Annotated in this window: 16 protein-coding genes; 9 read left to right on the forward strand and 7 right to left on the reverse strand. The window is 38.1% G+C overall.

Annotation, left to right across the window (positions count from 1 at the left end):
• Nucleotides 1–11: 11 nt before the first annotated feature.
• Both ligD and DHW03_RS02475 read left to right on the forward strand, forming a co-directional pair.
• Nucleotides 12–2699 (forward strand): DNA ligase D, encoded by a 2688-nt coding sequence (ligD, locus tag DHW03_RS02470; protein ID WP_109924156.1) that lies wholly within the window; start codon nucleotides 12–14, stop codon nucleotides 2697–2699.
• A 48-nt stretch (nucleotides 2700–2747) separates the two neighbouring features.
• A complete protein-coding gene (locus tag DHW03_RS02475) occupies nucleotides 2748–3044 on the forward strand; it encodes a Dabb family protein (protein WP_109924157.1) in 297 nt (98 codons plus the stop codon).
• 6 nt (nucleotides 3045–3050) lie between these two features.
• Here DHW03_RS02475 and DHW03_RS02480 read toward each other — a convergent pair whose 3' ends face one another.
• Complete coding sequence (locus DHW03_RS02480) at nucleotides 3051–5549, reverse strand: TonB-dependent receptor (protein WP_109924158.1); 2499 nt, start codon at nucleotides 5547–5549, stop codon at nucleotides 3051–3053.
• Nucleotides 5550–5711: 162 nt separating this feature from the next.
• Between DHW03_RS02480 and DHW03_RS02485 the strand changes: the two genes are divergently transcribed.
• Both DHW03_RS02485 and DHW03_RS02490 read left to right on the forward strand, forming a co-directional pair.
• Nucleotides 5712–6878: a DUF3095 domain-containing protein gene (locus DHW03_RS02485; protein WP_109924159.1), complete on the forward strand. Its 1167-nt coding sequence runs from the start codon at nucleotides 5712–5714 to the stop codon at nucleotides 6876–6878.
• 89 nt (nucleotides 6879–6967) lie between these two features.
• Nucleotides 6968–8995 carry a PAS domain-containing sensor histidine kinase gene (locus DHW03_RS02490; RefSeq protein ID WP_109924160.1) on the forward strand — a complete coding sequence of 676 codons (2028 nt, stop codon included), beginning with the start codon at nucleotides 6968–6970 and terminating at the stop codon, nucleotides 8993–8995.
• Between the two features lie 94 nt (nucleotides 8996–9089).
• On the opposite strand, the gene mgrA is transcribed toward DHW03_RS02490, so the two are convergent.
• On the reverse strand, nucleotides 9090–10085 hold the full coding sequence (gene mgrA / locus DHW03_RS02495; RefSeq protein ID WP_109924161.1) for an L-glyceraldehyde 3-phosphate reductase: 996 nt from the start codon (nucleotides 10083–10085) through the stop codon (nucleotides 9090–9092).
• 313 nt (nucleotides 10086–10398) lie between these two features.
• Between mgrA and DHW03_RS02500 the strand changes: the two genes are divergently transcribed.
• Complete coding sequence (locus DHW03_RS02500; RefSeq protein WP_109924162.1) at nucleotides 10399–11571, forward strand: aldose epimerase family protein; 1173 nt, start codon at nucleotides 10399–10401, stop codon at nucleotides 11569–11571.
• Nucleotides 11572–11619: 48 nt separating this feature from the next.
• Here DHW03_RS02500 and DHW03_RS02505 read toward each other — a convergent pair whose 3' ends face one another.
• Nucleotides 11620–12288: an HAD family hydrolase gene (locus DHW03_RS02505; protein WP_109924163.1), complete on the reverse strand. Its 669-nt coding sequence runs from the start codon at nucleotides 12286–12288 to the stop codon at nucleotides 11620–11622.
• 122 nt (nucleotides 12289–12410) lie between these two features.
• On the opposite strand from DHW03_RS02505, the gene DHW03_RS02510 reads away from it, so the two are divergent.
• Complete coding sequence (locus tag DHW03_RS02510) at nucleotides 12411–13013, forward strand: Crp/Fnr family transcriptional regulator (RefSeq protein ID WP_109924164.1); 603 nt, start codon at nucleotides 12411–12413, stop codon at nucleotides 13011–13013.
• Here the strand turns inward: DHW03_RS02510 and DHW03_RS02515 are convergent.
• Nucleotides 13010–13681, reverse strand: a complete 672-nt coding sequence (locus tag DHW03_RS02515) for a phosphatase PAP2 family protein (RefSeq protein WP_109924165.1) — start codon at nucleotides 13679–13681, stop codon at nucleotides 13010–13012. The two genes, DHW03_RS02510 and DHW03_RS02515, sit on opposite strands and share 4 nt — an antisense overlap.
• A gap of 215 nt (nucleotides 13682–13896) precedes the next feature.
• Here DHW03_RS02515 and DHW03_RS02520 point away from each other — a divergent pair, with 215 nt between their 5' ends.
• Nucleotides 13897–14106, forward strand: a complete 210-nt coding sequence (locus tag DHW03_RS02520; protein WP_109924166.1) for a cold-shock protein — start codon at nucleotides 13897–13899, stop codon at nucleotides 14104–14106.
• Between the two features lie 359 nt (nucleotides 14107–14465).
• A complete protein-coding gene (locus DHW03_RS02525; protein ID WP_240618446.1) occupies nucleotides 14466–14966 on the forward strand; it encodes a very short patch repair endonuclease in 501 nt (166 codons plus the stop codon).
• Nucleotides 14967–14995: 29 nt separating this feature from the next.
• Here DHW03_RS02525 and DHW03_RS02530 read toward each other — a convergent pair whose 3' ends face one another.
• A complete protein-coding gene (locus tag DHW03_RS02530) occupies nucleotides 14996–15346 on the reverse strand; it encodes a single stranded DNA-binding domain-containing protein (protein WP_109924167.1) in 351 nt (116 codons plus the stop codon).
• 246 nt (nucleotides 15347–15592) lie between these two features.
• Here DHW03_RS02530 and DHW03_RS02535 point away from each other — a divergent pair, with 246 nt between their 5' ends.
• Complete coding sequence (locus DHW03_RS02535) at nucleotides 15593–16285, forward strand: lysoplasmalogenase (protein ID WP_109924980.1); 693 nt, start codon at nucleotides 15593–15595, stop codon at nucleotides 16283–16285.
• Between the two features lie 25 nt (nucleotides 16286–16310).
• Here the strand turns inward: DHW03_RS02535 and pbpC are convergent, their stop codons facing one another.
• Together pbpC and DHW03_RS02545 are read right to left on the reverse strand one after the other, a co-directional pair.
• Entirely contained in the window at nucleotides 16311–18689 is a 2379-nt protein-coding gene (gene pbpC / locus DHW03_RS02540) for a penicillin-binding protein 1C (RefSeq protein ID WP_109924168.1), read from the reverse strand.
• Nucleotides 18690–18835: 146 nt separating this feature from the next.
• Nucleotides 18836–24427, reverse strand: coding sequence for an alpha-2-macroglobulin family protein (locus DHW03_RS02545; RefSeq protein WP_109924169.1), 5592 nt, complete (start codon nucleotides 24425–24427; stop codon nucleotides 18836–18838).
• Nucleotides 24428–24502 lie beyond the last annotated feature (75 nt).

The following is a 24502-nucleotide window of genomic DNA, read 5'->3' on the forward strand; positions in this document are numbered from 1 at the left end:
ATCTTTAAATTATGAGTCTAGAAAAATATGTATCCAAGAGAGATTTCTCCAAAACAGCAGAACCCAAATCGGGTAAAAGCAAAGACAGCGAAAAATTGATGTTTGTGATTCAAAAACATGATGCCTCTCGTTTACATTATGATTTTAGACTCGAAATGCGTGGTGTTTTAAAAAGTTGGGCGGTTCCGAAAGGACCATCCTTAAATCCTAAGAACAAACGTTTGGCGATGATGGTAGAAGATCATCCATTTGATTACCGAAATTTTGAAGGCATAATTCCAAAGGGTGAATACGGTGGTGGAACTGTAATTGTTTGGGATGAAGGAACTTATGAGCCTATTGAAGAAATTAAGGGAAAAAAGGCTCAAGAGAAGCATCTTATCAACCAGCTCAAAGAAGGCTCTTTAAAAATAAAATTGAAGGGTAAAAAACTTAAGGGCGAATTTGCTCTAGTGAAAACCCATGGAATGGGCGAAAATGGATGGTTGCTGATTAAACATAAGGACGACTTCGCTTCAACCAAAGACATTACAAAAGAGGATAAATCTGTGCTTTCCGGGAAAACAATCGAAAAGATGGAAACCACATCGGAGAAAGTTTGGAAAGAGGGGCATGAGGAAAAGCTTAAGCCAGAAAAAAAAAAGCCAGCTAAAAAGGCAAAAGTAGCGGAAGTACAAAACCAAGCTGAGCCGAAAGTGCTGTTAAAAAATGCACCTAAATCTGCTATGCCACAAGCCATCAAGCCGATGTTGGCCACCTTGGTTGATGAACCTTTTGATGATGCAGATTGGCAATATGAAGTGAAATGGGATGGTTATAGAGCTTTGGCTTTCATCAATAAAAACACAGTTGATCTGTTTTCTAGAAACAATAAATCATTCAACGAAAAATTTTATCCTATTCATGATATTCTCAAAAAATCGAAATTAAACGCGGTTTTAGATGGAGAGATATTGGTGTTGAATAAGAAGGGCGTTTCAAACTTCGGCGCTCTTCAAAATTGGAGGAGTGAGGCCGATGGCGAATTGATTTTTTATGTTTTCGACTTGCTTTGGTACGAAGGTAAAAACTTGATGGAATTGCCTTTAGAAGATCGACAAGCAATTTTAAATGATGTTTTGCCTACTGATGATGATCGCATAAGGTTGGGCAAGGTTTTCAAAGCGAGTGGAATTGACTTTTTTGCTGCCGCAGAGAAAATGGGCTTGGAAGGGATCATTGCCAAGAAATCAAGCAGTACTTATGCCCCAGATCGAAGATCGAAAGATTGGCTTAAAATAAAAGTGCATAAACGCCAAGAAGTTGTGATTGCAGGTTTCACCAAAAATGAAGATACCTCGAAATCATTCAGTTCGTTGTTGCTTGGCGTTTATGAAAAGGGTAAGTTAAGTTATGTTGGCAAAGTTGGCACAGGCTTTTCAGATCAGCTTCAAAAAGACATGATGAAACAATTTGCGCCGCTCATCGTGAAGGAAAGTCCGTTTGATGAAATGCCAGATGTAAATAAGCCTTCCCGGTTTCGCCCTAATCCGCCAAAAGCGAAAGCCACTTGGCTTAAACCAGAATTGGTGTGTGAAGTGGCTTTTACAGAAGTTACTGATGATGGTGTATTTAGGCACCCATCTTTCAAAGGTATGCGGGAAGATAAAAAGGCCAAAGATGTGGTTCGCGAAGAGGAGAAACCCATTGATGAAATTGTTTCGGCAACGGATCAAAAGGAGGATAGCCATAAGGAAGCAATCAAAGCGCCCAAAGGAGGCACAGTAAAAACGCTGCTCAATCCGAAAGATGAAACGCAGGTTAGGAAAATAAAAGGCCACGATTTAAAGTTTACGCATCTGAGTAAAATATATTGGCCTGAAGATCAGGTGTCTAAACGTGATATGTTTAATTATTACTATCAAGTTGCTGAATATATTTTACCTTATTTAAAAGATCGACCGCAATCCTTAAACCGTTTCCCAAATGGGATACATGGACCAAGTTTCTATCAGAAAGATGTAAAAGGTAAAGCGCCAGATTGGGTAAAAACTTTTCCGTATGAAACCAGCGATGGTGAGAAAAAAGAGTATTTGGTAGGCACGGATGAGGCCACTTTAATGTGGATGGCGAGTTTGGGGTGCATTGAAATCAACCCGTGGTTCAGTCGCATTCAAAACCCCGATAACCCAGATTATTGCGTAATCGATTTAGATCCTGATAAAAATACTTTTGATCAAGTGGTTGAAGCTGCTCTTGAAGTCAAAAAGATTTTGGATGCCATCGATGTACCGTGCTTCTGTAAAACATCCGGATCAACCGGAATGCACATCTATATCCCATTGAACGCAAAATACACTTACGATCAAAGCCAAATGTTTGCGAAGATTATTGTGAGTTTAGTGCATGACCAAATCCCAGATTACACCTCATTAGAAAGAATGATTTCTGCAAGGAAAGGAAAAATGTATCTCGATTTTTTGCAAAATAGGCCGGGGGCAACCATCGCCGGCCCATATTCTTTGAGACCCAAAGTTGGCGCTACTGTTTCGATGCCATTGCACTGGGATGAAGTAAAAGCAGGTTTGAAAATGAAAGATTATAACATCTTTAATGCGATAGAACGTTTGAAAGTAGAAGGGGATTTGTTTAAAGGGGTTTTAGGCAAAGGCATCGATTTAAAAAAGGCAATTAGTAAGGCGAAAACCATTTTTGGTTAATAAACTTCGCCTTTTAGGATCAATTATTATATTTGAAAAAAATTAAAAATGATAGCCCACCACGTTTTATTTTGGCTTAAAGCCGATACAACTGAAGATCAAAAAGTTGCATTTCGTAAAAGTTTAGAAACCCTCCAAAATATAGAAGTGGTTAAAACCTTCCACGTTGGCACACCAGCCGCAATTGAACGAGCAGTTGTGGATACCACTTATACTTTCAGCCTAATTTTGTTTTTTGAAGATATGGCTGCACACGATGTTTATCAAGTTCACCCTTTGCATAAAGCTTTTTTAGATGAATTTAAAGTGTATTTTGAAAAAGTGATTATTTACGATGCCAATTAAAAGTCTTTAAAATTTATAGGATAGGGTAGTCATAAACTGGCGTGGCGGAATTGGGTTAACACTGTAATTTTCGTGTACAAAATAGTTTAGTTCATTGGTGAGGTTAGCTACTTTGGCCAATAACGATATTTTTTTCCAATTGTAACCCGCCGAGAAATCGAAAGTTGTAAAGCCAGATAGTGGAATTAATCGGCTGTAAGCCTGTGTTTTACTGTCATTATAGCCGCCATTTCGGTCGCCTGTGTAATAGGCTGATGCGCCAAGTTTCAGGCCTTTAAATTTTCCTTCTTGTAAAGTATAAAATAAAGTGGCGTTAGCTGTATTTTTAGTAGAACCAACCAAACGCTGTCCTTCAATTATCCCGCCCAGAGTCACTGTTCTTGTAGCATTCGGATTGGCGTTAGTTGGTGATGGAACCGTGTAAACAGTTTTATCACGAGTTTCGGTATAGCGAATAAAATTATAACTGTAGCCTGCAATAAAGTTTAGGCCCTTAACAATAGTGCCCGTAATATCAAGTTCCAGTCCATCGCTCAATGTTTTTCCATTAAGCTCTTTAATGTTTGCATCTCCGTTTGGTGCACCTTGAGCATTCAGCAAAGCTTGTTGCGCAAACTTATCATTTGAAATTCTGTAGGCGGTTAAGTTTACAGAAAGCCTCCCATTAAATAAATCGTTTTTAATACCGGCTTCATACTGATCAACTGTGGATGGATCAAGAGGAGCCAGGTTTACATCAGTACCCGTATTTTGAATAAAGTTACTCGCATAACTCACATAGATAGAGGTTGTTTTAATGGGCTGATAAATCAGACCAAACTTTGGGGTAAAAGCACTTTCTACTTTCGATTTATCCAAGCTATTAACACTTAGCGTTTGGACCCCCGTTGCCAAGTTGGTGTTAACTGTTCTAGGTGTTTTTTGGAAAGTGTAACGAATGCCTGCAAGCACCTTGAATTGTTCTGTGATGGATACCAAATCTTGTACAAAAGCACCCATGCGATATAATGGAGCAAATGTTTCTGATATTACATTCACGTTTGGCTCTATCCCCGATCCGTAATAGGTACTGGGATCAAGTAAATTAAAGTTTCCGTAATTAAATGTAGTTAGGTTATTGTTATACGTAAAACCACCACTGGTTGTTCTTGACTGGTCGGCATCTGCACCTACTAATAGGCTATGTGCTACACTACCGGTTTTGAAGTTACCATTTAAGTTAATTTGCTGATTATAAGTAAATTCTTTGGTTTTCGATCGCGTTACATTACGTGCAGAGATGCCATAAGGAAGTGGATTGGCCGCCTGTGTATCTGCAAAGGGGCGTTCTGCACTGAAATAGTTGCGGTTATACGATTGTAGGTTTCCTAATATGTTCAGTTTCCATTGCTCGTTAAACTTGTGATTAATATTTAATTGAGCAGTAACGGTATTGGTTTTGTTGTAAGCCCATGGCGCATTTACAAAAGCCCCGCGACCAATATCAACAATTGTATTGTTTACAGTACCAATCCCAAAATCTGGAGTCATGTTACTCTTCAAATAATCACCTTGAAGCAATATGTCGGTTTTGTCGCTAATTTTATAGAGTAAAGAGGGGTTAACATACACGCGGTCGGAGTTTACATTATTTCTAAAACTAGCGGCATCTTCAAAAGTACCTATCAATCTAAATGCTAAATTTTTAGTTATCGGACCATATATATCCCCAGTAGGTTTATACATATCATAGCTTCCTCCACGCATAGAAACTTCACCACCGTATTCGAATTTAGGTTTTTTGGTTACCAAGTTTACCACAGCTCCACCGGTAACTCCACCGTAAAGTAAGGCTGCGCTTCCTTTTAAAACTTCTACCGATTCTAAGGTGCTGGTTTCTGGCATGCCGCCACTTGTTGCACGGGCACCATTTTTAAAAACGTTATTGGCACCTAAACTATAGCCACGTGCAAAAAAAGTTTCACCAGACACCGAACCACGATTTTCTCCAAAGGCCACGCCGTTTATATTTTTCAATACGTCACTCAGCCTGTTGGCTTGTTGGTCTGTGATGACTTGATTACCAATAATTTGTACCGACTGCGGCAAATCCATTGGGGCAATGGCAATCTTGCTTAAATTGATCGGTTTCTTATTTGGTGTTTTGTAGCCATTAACGGCAACCTCATCCAATTGAGATGAAGACTCTACAATAGAAAACTTTACCGCCACATTTTGATCGGATAATACGGTAACCGATTTTTCTTGTGAAGAAACTCCGATGGCAGAAATTTTAATTGTATAGGTGGCTGGAAGAATGTTTTTAATGGTGAAATTTCCATTTTCATCCGTTAAAGTTGTTTTGTTTGTGTTTTTTAATCCAACACTAACATAAGCGGCGGGATTGCCATCACTGGTTTTTACCAAGCCCGAAATTGAGCCATGTTTGGTTTGCCCTTGAACATTTACAAACAAGAATACCAACAACGCCAATGCCGTCAAAAATTGAGTAAATCTTATATTCATATTTATTTAGATTGATTCTTATTAGCGGCAAAGAAACAAATTATCATTTATACGTGCAAGTTATTTTTAATTATTCTAAATAATAATAGTTAAACCTTTTTTAAAATTGTAAAAACACTTTCTTACCAATTGCGTATATTACTAGGAAATAGAGATCCAAATATGGCATTAAGCAAGGGCGCAAATTTTTATTCTAACCTGCCTGTTAATAAGATTTCGCTAAGCGAGCTTTTGTTGAAGAATAAACAGTTTAAAAATGTTCCTGCTGACTGGTTTGTAATCATTACGGATATCAAGAACTCTACTGATGCTGTTCTTTCTGGACTGCACGAAAATGTAAATTTGATTGCTACGGGGAGCATCGTTACGGTTTTAAACATTGCTTTTAAGGCGGGAATTTCAATTCCATTTTTTTTCGGCGGTGATGGCGCTACATTCCTGATTCCACCCTCCATAGTCGATGCTTCCATGAAGGCACTCTCGCTTTACAGAACAAATACTTTAACCAATTTCAATCTCGAATTGCGTACAGGGATTCTGTCGGTTGTGGAAATTTACGAGCATAAGCACGAATTAAAAATCTGCAAATTTAACAGCACTGGTAATTTTTCCATCCCGATTGTGCTGGGTAACGGTTTAAATTACGCAGAAAAGGTGATTAAAGGTGACGATTATTTGGCCACGGTGCACAATGATACCGATGAAGAACTTGATTTAAGTGGAATGCAATGTAGGTGGGACAAGATTGAGCCTCCTGAGCATAGTGAAGAAGTGGTAACCTTAATTGTCATTGCACAAGATTGCGACCAGCAGGCAAAGGTTTATAGTAAAGTGATTAAAGAGATTGACAGAATTTATGGACTCCCCGAAAAAAGACAGCCAATTTCTATCCCTAAGCTTATTTTTAGAACAAGCTTTAACAACTTGGGTAAAGAAATGAGAAGCCGGATTGGGAAGATTAATGTTTTTGAGCTTGTAAAAACTTGGTTTATAAATCTATATGGTTATATCTACTTCCGTACGGACAGTGGAAAAAATTACCTCCAAAAGCTGGTCGAAATGTCTGATACACTGGTTATTGATGGACGGATAAATACGGTTATTACGGGTACCGAAAAACAGCGGTTGATTTTACAGCATGTTTTAAACGATTTGGAAAACGAACATAAACTTCATTATGGCTTGTTTGTAAGTGGGCAATCGGTAATGTCTTGTTATGTTCGCGATTTGGTAGATGATCATATCCATTTTGTTGATGGATCGGAGGGGGGCTACACGAAAGCTGCTGCCGTTTTAAAGCAAAAACTCAAGAATAAATTGTCTGGTTAATTCATTTTAACTATTCAAAACATTTTATTGGTTTGTATGTAGTTTACAGTAGCGTAATAATACGCATTTAGTGTTAACCTATACTTCACATGAATAACGAGGTGCGTAAGCTTAGTAACGATCAACTTCTGGAGGTTCTTGCCCTTTCAAGAGATGCGACTGCGATTTATTCTTCGGATAATATTGTAATCGAAATGGCTAACGACGCGATGATTGATTTTTGGGGTAAAGACCGAAGTATAATTGGCAAGCCATTGGAAGAGGCTGTTCCCGAGCTTAAAGGGCAACCTTTTATCAACATGCTTAGGAACGTAATCACGACTGGGGTAACAGATTCAGGTGATGCTCTACCCGCAGAAACATTAATTAACGGTAAGCTACAAGTTTGTTATTATAGTTATGAGTATCGGGCGATTAAAGACGAACTGGGTAAACCCTATTGCATTTTACACACCGCTGCAGATGTTACAGAACGCGTTTTGGGGCAAAAAGCTTTAGAGGTTGCGTTGATTCAAAAAGAAGCGCTGGAAAGAGAGCAGGTTTTGAATGAAGAATTACAGGAGGCGAATTTTGAGCTCGAAAATCTTAATCAAGAGTTAAATTTATCACAAGAATCGCTCAGTCAACTAAATACCGAACTCGAATCTAGAGTTCAGAAAAGAACCCTTGAACTTGTAAATAGTGAAGCCAGAGTTAGGCACATGCTTGCCGATGCTCCAGTTGCAATAGCTGTATTCTCTGGAAAAGATTTATTTATAGAATCTGCTAATAAGAAAATTTTAGAGGTATGGGGTAAAACAGATGCTATTGTTGGAAAAAAACTGGTTGATGCAGTCCCAGAGTTTGCTGAACAAGATTTTGTAAGAATTTTGAATGAGGTTTATGCTTCGGGCAAATCCTATTATGGGAATGAAACGAAAGCACTTATCCAAAAAAATGGCAAGACAGAAGAAGTGTATTCAAATTTTATTTACCAACCTTTAAAAGATCAATTCGGTAGTATCACGAGCATCATGCTATCTGCCAATGTTGTAACCGAACAGGTAAATGCCCGAAAAAAGGTAGAACGTGCGGAAGAAATGCTTCAGCTGGCTTTAGAGGCAGGAAATATCGGCACTTGGAAAATTAATACCATTACAAATGAGGTGGTGCTTTCTCCTCTCCTAAAACAAATTTACGGTATCAACGTGGATGAAAATCCTGATTATGAGGGTATCTGGAATTTGGTAACGGAAGACCAACGTGAAAAAGTATTTGATAAAATACAACATGCCATTAATAGTTTAGGACATTGTGATATCTCGCATACTTTAAAGAGGGCAAACGATGGTCAAATCATTTGGATTAGATCTTTTGGTAAGATGATTAAGGACGAGAATGGTATTTTAAATACGCTTTCTGGGGTTGTTATTGATATTACCCAACAGAAAGAAGACGAGCAGCGTAAAAATGATTTTATCAGTATGGTAAGTCATGAGTTGAAAACACCAATTACCTCAATGAGTGCCTATACACAACTTTTGCAGGCTAAAAGTAGAAATGAGTCGGATGCGTTTACAGCCACAACCTTGGATAAAATACAAAAGCAGATTCGTAAAATGAGCACGATGATTAATAGCTTTTTAAATGTTTCGAGGCTAGAATCTGGGAAAATCCACTTGATTAAATCCGATTTTGATTTAGAGGAATTACTAAAAGATGTTGTTGATGAAAGTAGGCTCACCGATTCTGTTTACAATATTAATTTTGATTGCTGTGAAGCCAAAATTATCCATGCTGATCGGGATAAAATTGGAGCAGTCATATCAAACCTAATGAGCAACGCCATAAAATACTCGGAAAAGGGTAAAATGATTAATGTAAAATCAGAAGTGGTGGGTAATTTAGCCCATGTGACTGTTGAAGATGAAGGCATTGGCATTGAAGAACAGCATCTTGATAAACTCTTTGATCGATATTATCGAATAAACAATAACCAAACCAAAACCATTTCTGGTTTTGGTATTGGATTGTACCTGAGTGCAGAAATTGTAAGAAGGCACCACGGCGAAATTTGGGCTGAAAGTAGCTATGGTGGCGGTTCAAAATTTCATTTTACAATTCCCCTGGCTCAATAAAAAAAAGCATTAATTCTTGCAAAAGCTTCAGTTCTTTGATAGAACTATTTTTGATTCATGAGGCAGCCTGAAAAAATCTTCGTAATCTTAAAATCTATTCAGATTTCAATATCTCATCTATCAATTTAATTTCACGCTCGCTGAATTCAATTTGATTTAAAGCCTTGATGGAATCCGTTATTTGCTCTGGTTTACTCGCCCCAATCAGCACAGAGGTAACTCTATCATCTTTCAAAATCCAAGACAAGGCCATGTGTGCCAATTTTTGTCCGCGTTCTTTTGCAATGTCGTTAAGCTTAGCGATTGTTGCAATTTTATCGGGTGTAATTTGGCGTTCATTTAAAAATACACCACTTGTGGCAACTCTAGAATCGGCTGGAATTCCATGCAAATACTTGTCTGTTAGTAATCCTTGGGCTAATGGGGAGTATGGAATACAGCCAACTCCGTTTTCGTCTAAAACGTCCATCAAGCCATTTTCTACCCATCTTTCGAACATGGAATATTTAGGCTGATGAATAAGGCATGGCGTTCCGTTATCTTTTAAAATTTGGATTGCTTTTTCTGCTTCTGGTGCCTGATAATTAGAAATGCCAACGTACAGTGCTTTGCCCTGCTGTACAATTAAGCTCAATGCATTCATGGTTTCTTCCAAAGGTGTTTCGGGATCTGGGCGATGGTGATAAAAAATGTCCACATAATCGAGCTCCATTCTCTTTAAGCTTTGATCCAAGCTCGAAACCAGGTATTTTTTTGAGCCCCAATCTCCATAAGGGCCGTCCCACATGGTATAACCAGCTTTGGTAGAGATGATCATTTCATCACGATAGTTTCTAAAATCTTCTTTCAGTATTTTACCGAAAACTTCTTCTGCCGAACCTGGGGGCGGGCCATAGTTGTTGGCCAAATCAAAATGGGTAATTCCATTATTAAAGGCGGTGTAGATTAAATTCTTACTGTTGTCAAAAATGTTGACATGCCCAAAATTATGCCACAAGCCTAAGGAAATGGCCGGAAGTTTTAATCCGCTTTTTCCGCAACGGCGATAAGACATGCTATCGTATCGGTTTTCTGAGATTTGTTTATTCATTGTATAGTTCTGATCGGTGACAATATTAGGAACATTTGATTGATTTTATAGTATTCATTGGAAATTTATACACAACAAAAAATGGAACAGCTGAGAACGATAATCTAGCAGATTTTGATTTGAAAGGTTATATCAGCATGTATGCCTTTTATTTCCGTTAATCATTTTGTTTTCGGAGGGGAAGTAAAATTTGTTTGCTTTTCATGCCAAACAAACAACCATTCTAATTCACTAAATCGATTTATTTGCTTTGTTAATCTTTATAATTATATTTAAAACGTAATTCGAAAATCTAACCCAAATATCAATTTATATGAATTTAAAATCATTAACAAGTGTAGCAGCATTAGCTGTAATTGGTTTTGCATCTTGCCAGTCTGACACGAAACAGCCTTCATCAGGCGATAGCCTTAACAACGATTCTATAGCGGTAGTAAAATTAGTGGCAGATTCCTTCAAAACAAGTATCGACGGCAAGCAAACTGCGCTTTATACACTAAAAAATAAAAACAATGCAGCCGCTATCTTCACCAATTATGGTGGTCGATTAGTTAGTTTGTTAATTCCAGATAAAGCAGGAAAATTGGTGGATGTTGTGGTAGGTTTTAAAAGTGTAGGCGATTATGAAAAATCAACAGAACCTTATTTCGGTGCAACCATTGGAAGATATGGAAATCGAATTGCCAAAGGAAAATTTACCTTAGATGGCAAAACCTACACACTATTTAAAAACAATGGTCAAAATACCTTGCATGGAGGTAAAAAAGGCTACCAGTATGTGGTTTGGGATGCAAAACAGCTGAACGACAATACTTTAGAACTTCATTACCTGTCGAAAGATGGAGATGAGAATTTTCCTGGCAATTTGGATGTTAAGGTCACTTATACTTTAACTGACGATAATGAATTGAAAATGGATTACCTGGCGACAACGGATAAAGCCACCCCAGTGAATTTAACCAATCATGCTTTTTTTAATTTAAATGGAGATGGGAGCGGTGAAATTTTAAAACATGAGGTGCAAATTTATGCCGATGAATACATCCCTGTTGATTCTACGCTTATTCCTTTAGGCAAAATTGACAAAGTTGCTGGAACTCCCTTTGATTTTACCAAGGCTACTACCATTGGGGCTCGTGTTAACGACAAAAATGAGCAACTAACCTTTGGGAAAGGCTATGACCATAATTATGTTTTAAACAAAACAAAAGCGATGAATATGTATCACGCTGCAACGGTAAAAGGCGATCAATCGGGTATTGTAATGGATATTTATACCCAAGAACCTGGCTTGCAATTTTATAGTGGAAACTTTATGCAAAGCAAGAATACTTTTAAAACGGGTGCTAAAGATGATTTTAGAACAGCCTTTGCAATGGAAACGCAACATTTCCCAGATTCGCCTAACCAACCCAACTTTCCAAGTACCATTTTAAAGCCAGGACAGGTTTATAAAACCAGTTCCATTTACAAATTCAGTAAGTAAATGCGCTAGAATAGAAAGTGAAAACGGTTGTAAAATTACAGCCGTTTTTTATTTAAATAAATTTTGCAAAACTGGGTCGGTATAATCTTCTATAAAGGCGACAATGTTATTGTAGGCACTAAATTCTTCGGCAGTGTGCATGGTTGTAAGTACAACGCATTGCATACCGGCGTTTTCGGCAGCTTCTACACCTTTCGGAGCATCTTCAAAAACAATACATTGGTTATATGGTACGCCTAAAATATCGGCCCCCTTTGTAAAAGGTTCTGGATCTGGCTTGCTGTTTACAACATCCTCTGCGCTAACTATTGCCTTAAAGTAACTTCTAAGCTTTAAATTATCCAAAACAAAATTAATGTTGAAAGGGATTGCTGCTGAGCCAATAGCTAAAGAAATTCCAGCATTTTTTGCCTGTTCAAGAAATTGATCCAAACCAGCTATAAGTTCCAAATGCTTTTTGTAGGCCGCTTGGTATCGATGTTCTTTTTCTATAGAAATTTGATCGATTTGTTCTGGAGAGAAATGGCCAACACCAAAAACCCGTTCAAGCAAATCTTGGTTTTTCCCATACATTTGTTTCTTAACTTCCTCAAAACTAATATTTGCCCCTAAATCTTTTGTTAATATTGAATGCCAGGCATGGTTATGAAAAACCATATCATTCACCATAGTTCCGTTTAAATCAAAAAGAAATGCTTTGGGTTGTGCTTTTATCATAGGCGCAAAAATATCAGAAATAATTTATCTAAGTGTAATTTATGCTTATTTTAAAACCTGTTGATTTGCAAATGCAATAATCTAATAATACATTGCAGCTGTAGCAGATTATTTTTTAGGTTATGAGTGAAATTAGAAGCGAGAGTGAGTTACTTTTTAGGTTCTTAAACGGATTGCAACCACTCAGCAAGGAAGTTGTAGATTATGCTATGGAACAAACTTTTAGCATAACGGTAAAGAAAAACGCTTTGATAGATTCTGTTCAGAAAAACTACAAGGAATGTGTTTTTTTTGTAATCAATGGTTTGGTAAGGGGCTTTATCATCGATGAGGGAAAGGATATTACCACCTGTTTGGCCCTTGAAAATACTTTAATTGGCTCTATCAGAGATCCTGGAAATATCAGCCCAACGTATTTCGAACACTTGCAGGCCATAGAAAACTCTACTTTGCTTGTGGTTCCTTATAATTTCATTGATAAGCTCTATGATAAATTTCCGGAAACCAATATACTCGGAAGGAAACTATTAGCGATTCACTTCAATATGTCTCAAGAGCGATCAATCCTTTCTCGTATCCCTTCTGCTGAGGCCAGATATAAGCAGTTTAAAGACAATCATCCAAAAATAAAATTTAGAATACCGCTTAAATACCTGGCTACCTATTTAGGTATGCGGATTGAAACGTTGAGCAGGATCAGAAATAAGCCCAAATCAGCATCTTAATTTTTTTCTTCTGGCGTTCCTTTCTTAAACTTAAAATAATAGTAAGTTAATGGAAACAAGCATATTAAGCCCAATAAACAGCCTCCAACGGTATCTGTAAACCAATGTGCACCAAGGTAAATTCTTGAAAAAGAAACCATTATCATCAAAAAGGCCGAAACATACGTTACAACAATTCTGGTTGCCTTTGGTATGGTTTTCAGCGTATTCATTAAAATAATTAGAAAACCGAAAAATAATACGTAAGAAAGTACGTGTCCGCTGGGGTAACTTTGAAATCTGTTTACTTCCACCAATCTAACATAAAATGATGTTGGCCTTTGCCGATTGATGATGTTTTTGACCCCTAAAATGACTAATCCTGAAAGCAGCGTAGTCGAAATGAAATAAGCCTCTCTTTTATATTTCAGGTAATAAAATACCAAAGCAACCACCACAACCGATAATAATGAATAAGGTAGTTCGCCAAAGAAACTAATGGCAAGCATGCACTGATCCATAAAGTCAGAATGATATTGTTGTATAAAATTTGAGGTTTTGATATCAAAAGGTAACAGCGGATGGAAGCTAATAAATACGCTCAAGCCTATAAAGCATATAATCAAAAAGGTAAGCAGGAGAAGGAGCGTATTTCGTTTAAAAGGCATAATTGGTAAGGGGTAATTCATTAATCGAGTTTTCAAATCTATTGATTTTTTGCTTTTACACAATAACTGTATCAAAATTATCAGCAGTAGCTGCTTAATTTAAGCGCAAACTTTGAAAATTTAATCACGGTGTGAATGGATTTTATCAAGGTTTTCCCGTTGTATGTCCTAAACTTTTTTATCCTCGAAGTATTGGCTTAATTTGATGTATCAGATAAAAACTTAATGAAATAGGTATGCCAAGAGGAACTGTTAAATGGTACAATCCAAGCCGAGGTTTTGGATTTATTTGTCCTGAAGATGGAACAGAGTTTGTTTTTGCGGATTGCGAAAAAGTGGTTGGCCATCAAAAGGAACTTAAAGAAGGGATTGAAGTAGATTATCAGGTCTTGAATCTTAAAAACGGCAAGCAAGCTGTGGAAATTAAAATGCTAAATAGGAATTAAGGCAATGGTCTGTGAAAAGAAATTTCATCACGGTAAAATAGATTTCTGTAACGGATTTCGTCCCTTCTGTATAACTTGCTATGAGATTTAAAATCCTTTTCCAATATTCGATGTAGATAATAAGGATATCTATGCTTAGTCGGTTGGTAGGCTTAAATGTTTACCAACCGAAAAGGCAAATTCTTCAAAAGATTGTTCTAGTATAAGACATTTAAGAAAACATACCCACAATGTTAACGCTCCAACCAAAACTGCCCTCTTTTGTATAGAAAGAGGTGCAGATAGGTTGATTGATGTCTTTTAGTCTCTTTTTTCTAACCAAAACAAATTCAAAATCTTGGAGTTTTATTGGTATGGGTTTGAAACCATATATAAAGGAAAAGGAAATTATTAAGGTTCCACGGTTTGAAGAAAGTGCTGGTTTTTACACTACAGAACAGCGGAGTAAGACCATGGCTAAAATCCGTGCAAAGAATAGCATACCCGAGTTAAAACTCCGCCGAGCTTTATGGGCGCGGCATATCCGATTCCGTTTACATCCCAAAAACTTTCCAGGGAAACCAGACCTCATCATCAAAAAATACAAACTTGCTATTTTTGTTGATGGCGACTTTTGGCATGGCTACAATTGGGCAACGCGTAGGCAAGCTTTAAAAAAGAATACAGATTTTTGGATTCCCAAAATTGAAAGGAATATTCAGAGAGACCAATATGTAAATCAGTCGCTTTCTTTAATGGGCTATACTGTTATGCGCTTTTGGGAACACGAGATTAAAGACAATTTATCCGCTTGCGTGAATCAGGTTTTACTTTATTTAGAAGCCGCGAAAATGGGTAAGGTTCCCATTTCTAGTTTGTAGTGCGAAGGTTTTGGTGATTCCGGTAATGCTTATTTCACCACAATTTGTTTCGGCTCCGTTACAACAATTTGTGTTTTTCCTTTAAACTCAGTAATTATACCTGTTACACAAATTTTATTTCCTAAATACATGCTTGCAGGTTCTGAAGAAAATTTAGCGACGTCTTCTTTGTTTACAACCAAAGTTAGGAGTTCTTTAGGGTAAGCACCTCCAAGATTAATGAGCGTTATCTTATCGAGGGCTTTTGTGCTGTACACAGAATCGCAAATGGTTACCGTTTTACCAATGTAGTCTTTTGCATCCTTTGCAAGTATTAAGGTTTGCGCTTTAAGCAAATAACCTGCCGTAAGCAAAACAAATAGAAGGGTTAACTTTTTCATAGAATTGGGATGATGGGTTTTAAATTCAATAAATGTAAAATCTAGTGAACTTATAGCACAAAAGTAAAAACCATTTGTTGTAAAACCAATTTTGAACTCAAATGAACACAAATATTACGGCGGGGATATTTTAGCTTAACATGAACCTTTATTTAAAAGTAGTACGCTGTGAAATTATTTTTTGCAGACATTCAGCTAATATCTGTAATTTGGTTCTTTAATCTTCAAAAAGCGAATCCAAAACCAATGAAAACTAAAATATTTTCATTTATATTTTTTATCATTTTTTCCATTCAACTTTATGCAGAGTACGCCGATGTGCCGAGTTTAAGAATTTTTTCGAAACCGTTAATCCTGCTTACGCTTTTGGTTTGGCTTGTAGTGAGTACCAATTTGAAAGGAAGATTTCATAAACGAATTTTGATAGGCTTAATTTTCGGCTTGATTGGAGATGTGCTCTTACTTTTTCAATCTGGGCAGAATAGCTTTTTTATGTACGGCTTAATTTCTTTTTTGCTGTGCCACATTTTTTATATTCGAGCGTTCGTGTTGGATCACAAGTCTAATCCAAATCAAAAAAATCCATACTTTTTATGGTCTGTTGGCGCTTTAGGAATTTTCTGTGCTGGCTTGTTTTTCTACATGCAGCCAAAGCTTGGTGCATTGCAATTTCCTGTTTTAATGTATGCCATCATCATTAGCATTATGGCGATGATGGCGGTGAATCGTTATGGAAAAGTGAATGTTTTTAGCTTTAAGGTGATTTTATATGGGGCATTATTTTTCTTGCTGTCGGATAGTGCTTTGGCGATAAATAAATTTTCTACCCCAATACCGCAAAGTGGCGCCGTAATTATGGCAAGCTATATGATTGCTCAATACCTCATCGTTTATGGAACTATTGAAAGGAAGTTGGTGGTTACCAGAACGGAAGTATAGCTATTTTGCCAAGTTGTTGATGGTATTAATTTCTCTGTTTTTCTTTGTCCAAGACCGTAAAAACCTGTACTAAGCGTTCGCCGTTTTCATCCACCAGCGTAAGTGTATGTTTACCTGGGGGAGGACTTACAGCCAATTGGTGGTAATTGCTTGTGGTGGTTACAAATTCATTATCGATATGCCAATAAATTTTTGACGATGCGTTTCGGTGTGCAACATTCAAAACAATTTTTCCTCTTGAGCCATCTAATTCAAGTGGAATATATACCGTTGCGCCATTCTTTGGATAGATAAGTTCCATTACATTGTTTCCTCCAGATTGATTACAACCCGCCATAAACGGAGGTAGTGTTTTATAGTCGCTATTTTTAATTTTATAATAATATTCCATTGCGGGGGGTAGGATGAACCAACTTTGATGTTGCATATTGGTTACACTTTCGCATTGATCGGTTACGCGAAAACTTCCGCTTCGATCTAAATGAATCATTTTATGATAAGGGCACACGGCCGTTTTTTCGCCTGCAACAGGCACGAGTTCTTCTAGTACATCCGTACAGTTTTCTCCTGCTTTATAACCACTTTGCTTGCATACTTTAATTTTTTTGAGTTTCGTAGTTGGTGTTTCAAACCATTTCCCGTTGGGCAATTGCCTGAATATATCAAAAAGCACTGGGGCGGCGGCTTCAATGCCGACTAAACCTGGTCTGCCTTCGCCATCGGCATTACCCACCCAAACACACACCACATAATTAGGGGTTAGCCCAACTGCCCATGCGTCTCGGAAACCGAAACTGGTGCCCGTTTTCCATGCAATCCGTTGGGAGGAGGAGAATTGTTCCCAAAGTCCTTCGTCACCAGGTCGCATCACTTCTTCCATGGCATTAAAAGTTGCCCAAATGGAGCCATGATCGAGATGGGAATTTCTTTGGTAATCTGAAGATTCTTTTATATCATCTTTGATATAACTTGCTGCATTATAGTCGTTAACATTGTATAATCCTTTATAAGTATTAAAGTGATTTAGGGTTCTTACCATGCCGAGATAGGTGTTGGCTAAATCCCACATGGTTACTTCGCTGCCACCTAGTATTAAAGATAAGCCATAATGATCTGCGGGTTGTGATAATGTGCTAATCCCAATTTTTTTAAGTTTATCGTAAAAGCGTTCATACTTATATTGCTGCAACATTTTTACTGCTGGAATGTTTAGGGATCTGCTCAAAGCTTTATCAGCCGCGATGGCACCGTCATATCCAAGGTCGTAATTTTGGGGTGAGTACCCAGCAATTTGTGTTGGAATATCGGCTATCAAAGTATGTGGCAGTATGAAACCATCATTCAACATGCTGGAATAGAGCAACGGCTTCAATGTGCTACCTGGGCTCCTGGGTGCTCTGATCATATCCACATGACTTTCTAAAAACGCTTGATCGGGTTGATAGATGTTTCCAACATAACTTACAACAGTACCTGTTTTGGCATCTAAAACTAATGCAGATATATTGTTGATGTCGTTGGCTCTATATCGGTTGTTGTATCGTTTTAGAATGACGTTGACCTTAATTTGGAGACTTTCGTTTAGTGTAGATGTAATTTTGGTGGTTTCTATTTTTAAGGCAGATCGTTCTGCTTTAAACCGATTGAGCAAATGCGGTGCGTTTTGAGGTAGGGGCAAGGGTTTGCCGGGAATGGGTTCGAGCTTAGCTAGGTTTGCTGTTGTTTGATCGATGTAGTTCAGTTTGACCAATTTATCAAGTAAATCGTTGCGTTTTCTAATTAAGCGATCGGCATTTTTGCCTGGATGAATTAGGGAAGGACTGTTGGGCAATACCGCTAAAGTGGCCATTTCTCCCCATGAAAGTGTTTTGGCATCTCTACCATAATATCGCCAACTAGCTGCGTTTAAACCGACAACATTACTTCCGAAAGGTGCGTTTGAGGCATATAGATTAATGATTTCTGTTTTTGAATATCTTAACTCTAGTCGGAAAGCCAGTGCTATTTCCAGCAATTTTTGCCATACGGTTCTTTCTTTATTGCGAGATAAGCGAATCACTTGCATGCTGAGCGTACTGCCACCACTTACAACACCTTTTGCTTTGAAATTTTGTTTCATGGCACGGCTCAATGCCAAAAAATCTACTCCAATATGATTGTAAAATCGCTTATCCTCAAATGCGATAATACAATCAATAAACTTAATGGGTACGCTGTCTGCAACGGGAAATCGCCATTGTCCATCGCTTGCGATAGCAGCGCTGAGTAAATTTCCGTTGCTGGCCTCAATCACAAATGACGTTGGCGATTTGAAAAGTTTGGACGGTAATGCGAAAAAGAATGCCAAAAGCAATAGCATAAAAATCAAATCTGTAACGAGAAATAAGCTTAGCTTTTTTGACATTTTGTTTTTATGGTGTATTGAGTATTGTATATACTTTTCAGCTCGTTGAGGTATGAACCGAGGCGGTATCATTTTTTATAATTAGATTTTAATCCAATTGCCATGGTTCATAATTCTGCGAACCATGGCATCATCAAAATTGAAATCTATTTTACAACCTGTACCCACATTCCTCCAGTAGTAGCTGAAATATTATTGTTGTACATCGCTTCGCATTGTACCGCCGATAGATAGTATCTACCTAAATATGAAGCATTTAGTAAAACCTTGTACACAACACTTTCATTTTCTTTGATGTTAAAATAAGTGAATACTCGATCATCCCTTATATCCTGATAAGTAAAAGGGGATGCGGCCAAGATGCTCTGGTTATCGTTCACACGGGTATTGATGATTTCCCATCCTGAAGGGAAAATTTGTGTTAAAGCCATTTGTTCGTAATAGCCCATTTTTCCCGGATTTTTAATCGTTACTTCCGCATAAAAATCTGTTCCTTGCTTTAGTGTTGCTGGATTTAAAGGTGTTCCATTTAATCTTTTGTAAGCCACACTCATGCCCAGAACATCTGGTTTGTTCGGCAAGAAATTATTCTGACCTGCAACCGGTTGGCCTTGCAATACCAAACGAACAAAAAGTACATTGTTGCCATTATTGGTTACCGCACTGGTATTGCCTTTAAAATTAATGGCTGTGCTATTGAAATATTGATTAGAACTAACTGTTGCCGATTTACCATCCAATACATACTGATACTGCAATTTATTTGAGGCTTGATTAGTACCGCAGAACTTCGCAATTGCCAACAAGCTATAGGCCGTTGTTTGGGTGCTGTACCAAGTATTTTCTCCTAATTTTGATGCAAGAGGCTGCAATAATGATGCTGCTCTTGCTTTCTGCCCCAATAAAGTCAAGGTTTCTAAAATCATAGCCTGATCTCTCACATCCGAACCATAAGTGCCCCCAAGTTGATTGTATGGTTGAATATTAATATCCAAACCCTTAACCATACTTTGGGCAAGATCATTCTGACCAGCAAGTTTATAAGCTGCTGCCAAACGCCATTTTGCAGAAACGGATAAGTATTGGAATGCCCTTAATCTGTTCATTGCTGCCATTTCAGGTTTTTTAGCAAGGGCTAAAACATACAGGCGGTAGGCTTGAGATAAATCTCCTCCGTAAAAATTATTGCTATTTGGCGCCCAGTTTGTTGCCTTTGTTTTTTCAAAGCGTAATAATTCATCCATTAATCCCACGGGTAGGGTATAACCCGAATTTTGGGCCTCCACTAAAAAATGGCCCCCATAATTGCTTCCCCATTCATCCGAACTGCCTTCTCCCGGCCAATAAGATAAGCCCCCATCTGGCGCTTGGAATCCTTTTATTCGATTGATTCCTGCTTTGATGTTTCGCTCTGCGCTTGTCTTTTGCTGTTCAGTTAAGGCGCTTAATCTATCCAAATACAATTGAGGGAAAATTGCTGAGGTGGTTTGCTCAATACACCCATGCGGATATTGAATTAAATAACCTAATCTTTTACTTAGGTTTATTGCCGGAATTGAAGAGACTTCTAGCGTACCTGAATTGGTTCCTGCCATGCCTATTGGCGAATAATTAATGGCCCATTTTTGGTGTGGCTGTACGCTTGCTGAAACCACATTTGTAACGTATGGGTTTGGGTTTCTAATGTCCATTTCCACATCATATTCGGTTTTCTCTGAACCACTTTGTGCAATTACCTTCACTTTGGCTATGCCTACACTATTTGGGGCTTTTACTTCAAAGTAAGCCATTTGCTCACCGGTTTGTTTGTAGTGAAGTTGTTGTTTATTGTTACCCTGAACAATTAAATTGCTTGCCTGTAACTGAACTGAAACATTTTTCAAATTACTTTCTGTAGCAAAAACTGTGACAGGTAGGGTAAAGCTTTCGCCTGGTCCAATTACTCGGGGTAGGGTGGCCAACACCATTAAGGGTTTTTTCACTTGAACGGATTTCTCAGCGAAACCATAGGCGGCATCTTGTCCGCCAATAACCATTGCCCGCACTGCGCCAATGTATTGTGGAAGTTTAAATTTGTGTGTTTTACTTTCTCCCTTGCCAATGGCGAATGGCCCCATAAATTTAACTACCGCTTTGAATCTGTTCGCTTTTGCTGGATTTAAATTTTTGTTAATGCTTCCATCGCCACCAATGCTTAAAATACGTTCTAAATTTCCGCCCCAAGCTCCGATAACATAATCAAATAGATCCCAGGTTTTAACGCCTAAACCTTCTCTGGCATAAAAAGCACCGTGTGGATCTGGCGTTTTAAATCTTGTTAAGTCCAGCAAACCTTCATCTACCAAAGCAATGGTGTAAGTCATGGCCTTGCCGTTTTGCTCTGAAACCGTTATGGTATTTTCCGTTTCTGGCTTAATTTTATCGGCCATTTTTATGCTTGGTTTCAAAATAGTTTGTGGATCCTCTACTGAAATTGGTATGGCTCCATACATCCTAATAGGCAAATCATTAAGGGTTTGTGCATGCGGTTGCAATAGGGTGATGTTTGCAAACACATTCGGTGCCATGTTCTTCTCTGCCTTGAATTTGTATCGCGTTTGTCCGGCTTTGGTATCAATCCAGAAGGTTTTTAACACACGGCTTCCGTTTTCAATAGATATTAAAGCTCGTCCATTTTTACCTGTAGGGATGGTTAAAGTTATGTCTTCGCCAACGGTAAATTTCTCTTTGTTTGCTGTGAAGGATAGCATAGAAGCTTCAGTTGGGTTGTTGCTTTGTTCTCGTTGTGCCCATCCAGGCCAATCTACATAGACAGATTTTCCGGTTACGTGTCCGCCGTTCAAATCCCTTACCAAGATTAAATAACGCCCCCATTCTGGTTCGTCAATTCTTAAATTCCAGCTTCCCTTTCCATTATTTAGGCTAACCATATTGTTAGAAATGAGCTTATTATATTGATTTTGGGTGAAGTTTGCGTAAGTATATTGATTATCTTGTTCCCACCACCATCTCCATTGCGTTTTATAGAGTTCCACCTGTACGGTTTTACTACCGCTTAATAACTTACCATCCGTATTTACGTTAACAATTTCGATTTTGTGGTTTTTTCCGGTAACCAACATGCCACTCAATTTATCACCTTGCTCTGGCTTAATGCCTAAATAATTGGTGTAAACATGGTAAGGAATACTGAAGTTATCAATACTGAAATTGCCTCCAGGTTCAAAAACTTTAGTGGTAAAATTTGCCCTTAATACACCCGGTGCGGTGTTGTTTTGGTTTAAATTGGTGTTTACAAGTGCTGTTCCATTTTGATTTAGAGTACCTTCAAAAATGGTTTTCACTTGAGATTCAAAATTAACCGTCGGATTATCAAAACTGAAACCTTCAAAGCCTTTAAACTTCGTTTCTGTGGTGTTCAAATTTACATCTACCTTTGCCTTTAGGTTTTGGGCAACAGCACCAAAGAGCCATTTCGCGGATAGGGTAGAAGCAGATGTTCCAGCACGTAGGTATGGTTTTCCGCCAATATTGAAGTCGATTTTTAAACGGTTTGGCATCACTGTTTCTACCTTTATGGTTTTCGTGAAACTTGCGCCACCCGCCTTAACTTTTGCCAGCCAATCGCCAGTTGGAGCGGTAGTTTCTGTAGCGGTTTTAAAGGTGTAAAATCCGTTGAGTGGCTTTCCGTTAATTAGTCTTTTGTATAATTGCCCTTTTGGATTGTAAAATTCCATCGTAACTGGGTAATTTGCAGGCAGTTTCTTCAATTTATCTTCAAGTACAAAGGATACGAAAATACTATCTCCAGGACGCCAAACACCACGTTCTCCGTAAATAAATCCTTTCAAACCGCTTTGTACCACATCGCCACCAACATCAAAACGGCTCAATGGCAAGGAGCTTGCATCATCTAACTTTAAATAGCCTCTTTCCGAACCATTTTTGGCAATTAGCAAGAAAGGTTGTTTTTTCAAATCGAAAGAAGCCAAGCCATCACCGTCGGTTTTTGCGGAATAAATAATCTGTTTTTGATAATCCATCAAATCTAAACTCACGCCGCTTAATGGTTTTGCGGTTAACAAATCTGTAGCAACAATGAGCATACTATTGTCATTGCCTCTTTTGGCCACTAAACCAATATTTGATGCGATTAGATTTCTACTTGCCCAGCGCTCTGTGGTGTAAAACGATGGCGTACATGGATTGTCTTTATCGTTCCAACGGTAATTTTGCGGATAGTAGTTATTGTAATGCTGCCAAAATTCGTCATCTTCATCAATCTTTTCTCCATAACTTTCATCACCTCCGTAATATCCATCTTCTTCGCCCTCATCCGAATTTTCTGCTTTCGCTTTGCAGTTGAAAACGTTATAATCTTGTCTGAAAGCAATGGTAACCCGATACATCGCACCAGGTTCAGTGCGAATCATCTTGTCTAAATCTAGCGTAAAGCGATTCTTTTTGTGCAGATTTAATGCTTTATCTTCATCTAAGCGAATGGTTTTCTGAAGTATGGGTTTTGCCACGCGTCTCAATTCATTGCCATCTTTATAACTATTGGCTTGGAAAAACTGCGGAATATTATTCTCGTAAATTTTGATGACCGTTACATCTACCGCCTTTAAATTAACGGCTTCAAATGGTAGAACCAATTTTCCTGAATTTGGCAGTATAGAACCAGCGCCAGCGATGGTTACCGAGGGGATTTTATCTTCAAAAACCAAGTTTGCGGTTTTTCCAACCTGTAATGTTTTTTGGTTAATGTTTTCGACCCCAGCGTTTACCGTTAAGGTATAATCGCCCTTCAATTCTTCTGGAGCATATATTTTAACCTGACTTGCATCAATGGTATAACGCAAATCGCTTAGATTTCCGAGGGTAATCATGCCAGTTAAATCTTGACCAACCCCTACAGGTTCAGAAAGTTGTAGGAGGGCATAATCTTCTTCGCCCTGAATGGCCTTCATATCCAAAATCTCAAACTTATTTAGGGCAGGAATACGAATTTCTTCTTCTCCTTTTTGTTCTGCATCAATAATATCTCCATCCCAAGTGAGCTTTAAGGTTTGATCGCTGGTTTTCTTTTTGATGCTATCGATGGTGAATTTTGAAGTGTTCTTAGCGGGATCGTGTTGCCATTTAATGTTTAGCTTTTGATCGAAAACTAAGGTAATGGTTTTTTCAAGTGCTTGTGTTTCTTCTACATCAGAAGTTGAAACTTCGCCCGTTAACTTCATGTAATCCAATGAGGTATTATTTTGAGATACTAAGCCATTCTGACTAAGCAGAAGGCCCGGCGTGATGACCTTAAACTCAAAATCAAAATCTTCCAACCCTTTTTCTGTTGCCGAAACCTGAGCAAGATTAAAAGTTGCCTCATATTCTTCACCAGGCTTTAAACTTTCATTTGGACGGAATTCTACGGTTTGAGGATCTATCCAATACGTTTTGCCAGAAATGGAAGGGGAGAAGTCGAATAACTCTCTCGAATCGGCTTTGCCAAGATCTTGCATGCCCTGTGCAGGATTGGCCAAATGCACGCGTATGAAACTTTTTTTAGAAATCGTTCCTGAGGTGTAGGCTTCAATGTATTTTGCATAGGCTTGGTTAACTTCGTTGGTTTGTTTCTTCCTGTTGAAGTAAATAAATACGATTGCTGCTATTGAAACCGCAAGGACAGCGATAAAAATAATTTTTTTCTTATTGGACGATTGGTATGTAGAAGGTTTTTCCATGTCTGACTAAATATGATGAAAATTAACTAAAATTACCGTTAAATTAAATTTTATTGAAACATTGAAGAATTGACT

Origin of the sequence: Pedobacter yonginensis, from assembly GCF_003173595.1 — a bacterium.
GTDB classification, from domain to species: Bacteria; Bacteroidota; Bacteroidia; order Sphingobacteriales; family Sphingobacteriaceae; genus Pedobacter; species Pedobacter yonginense.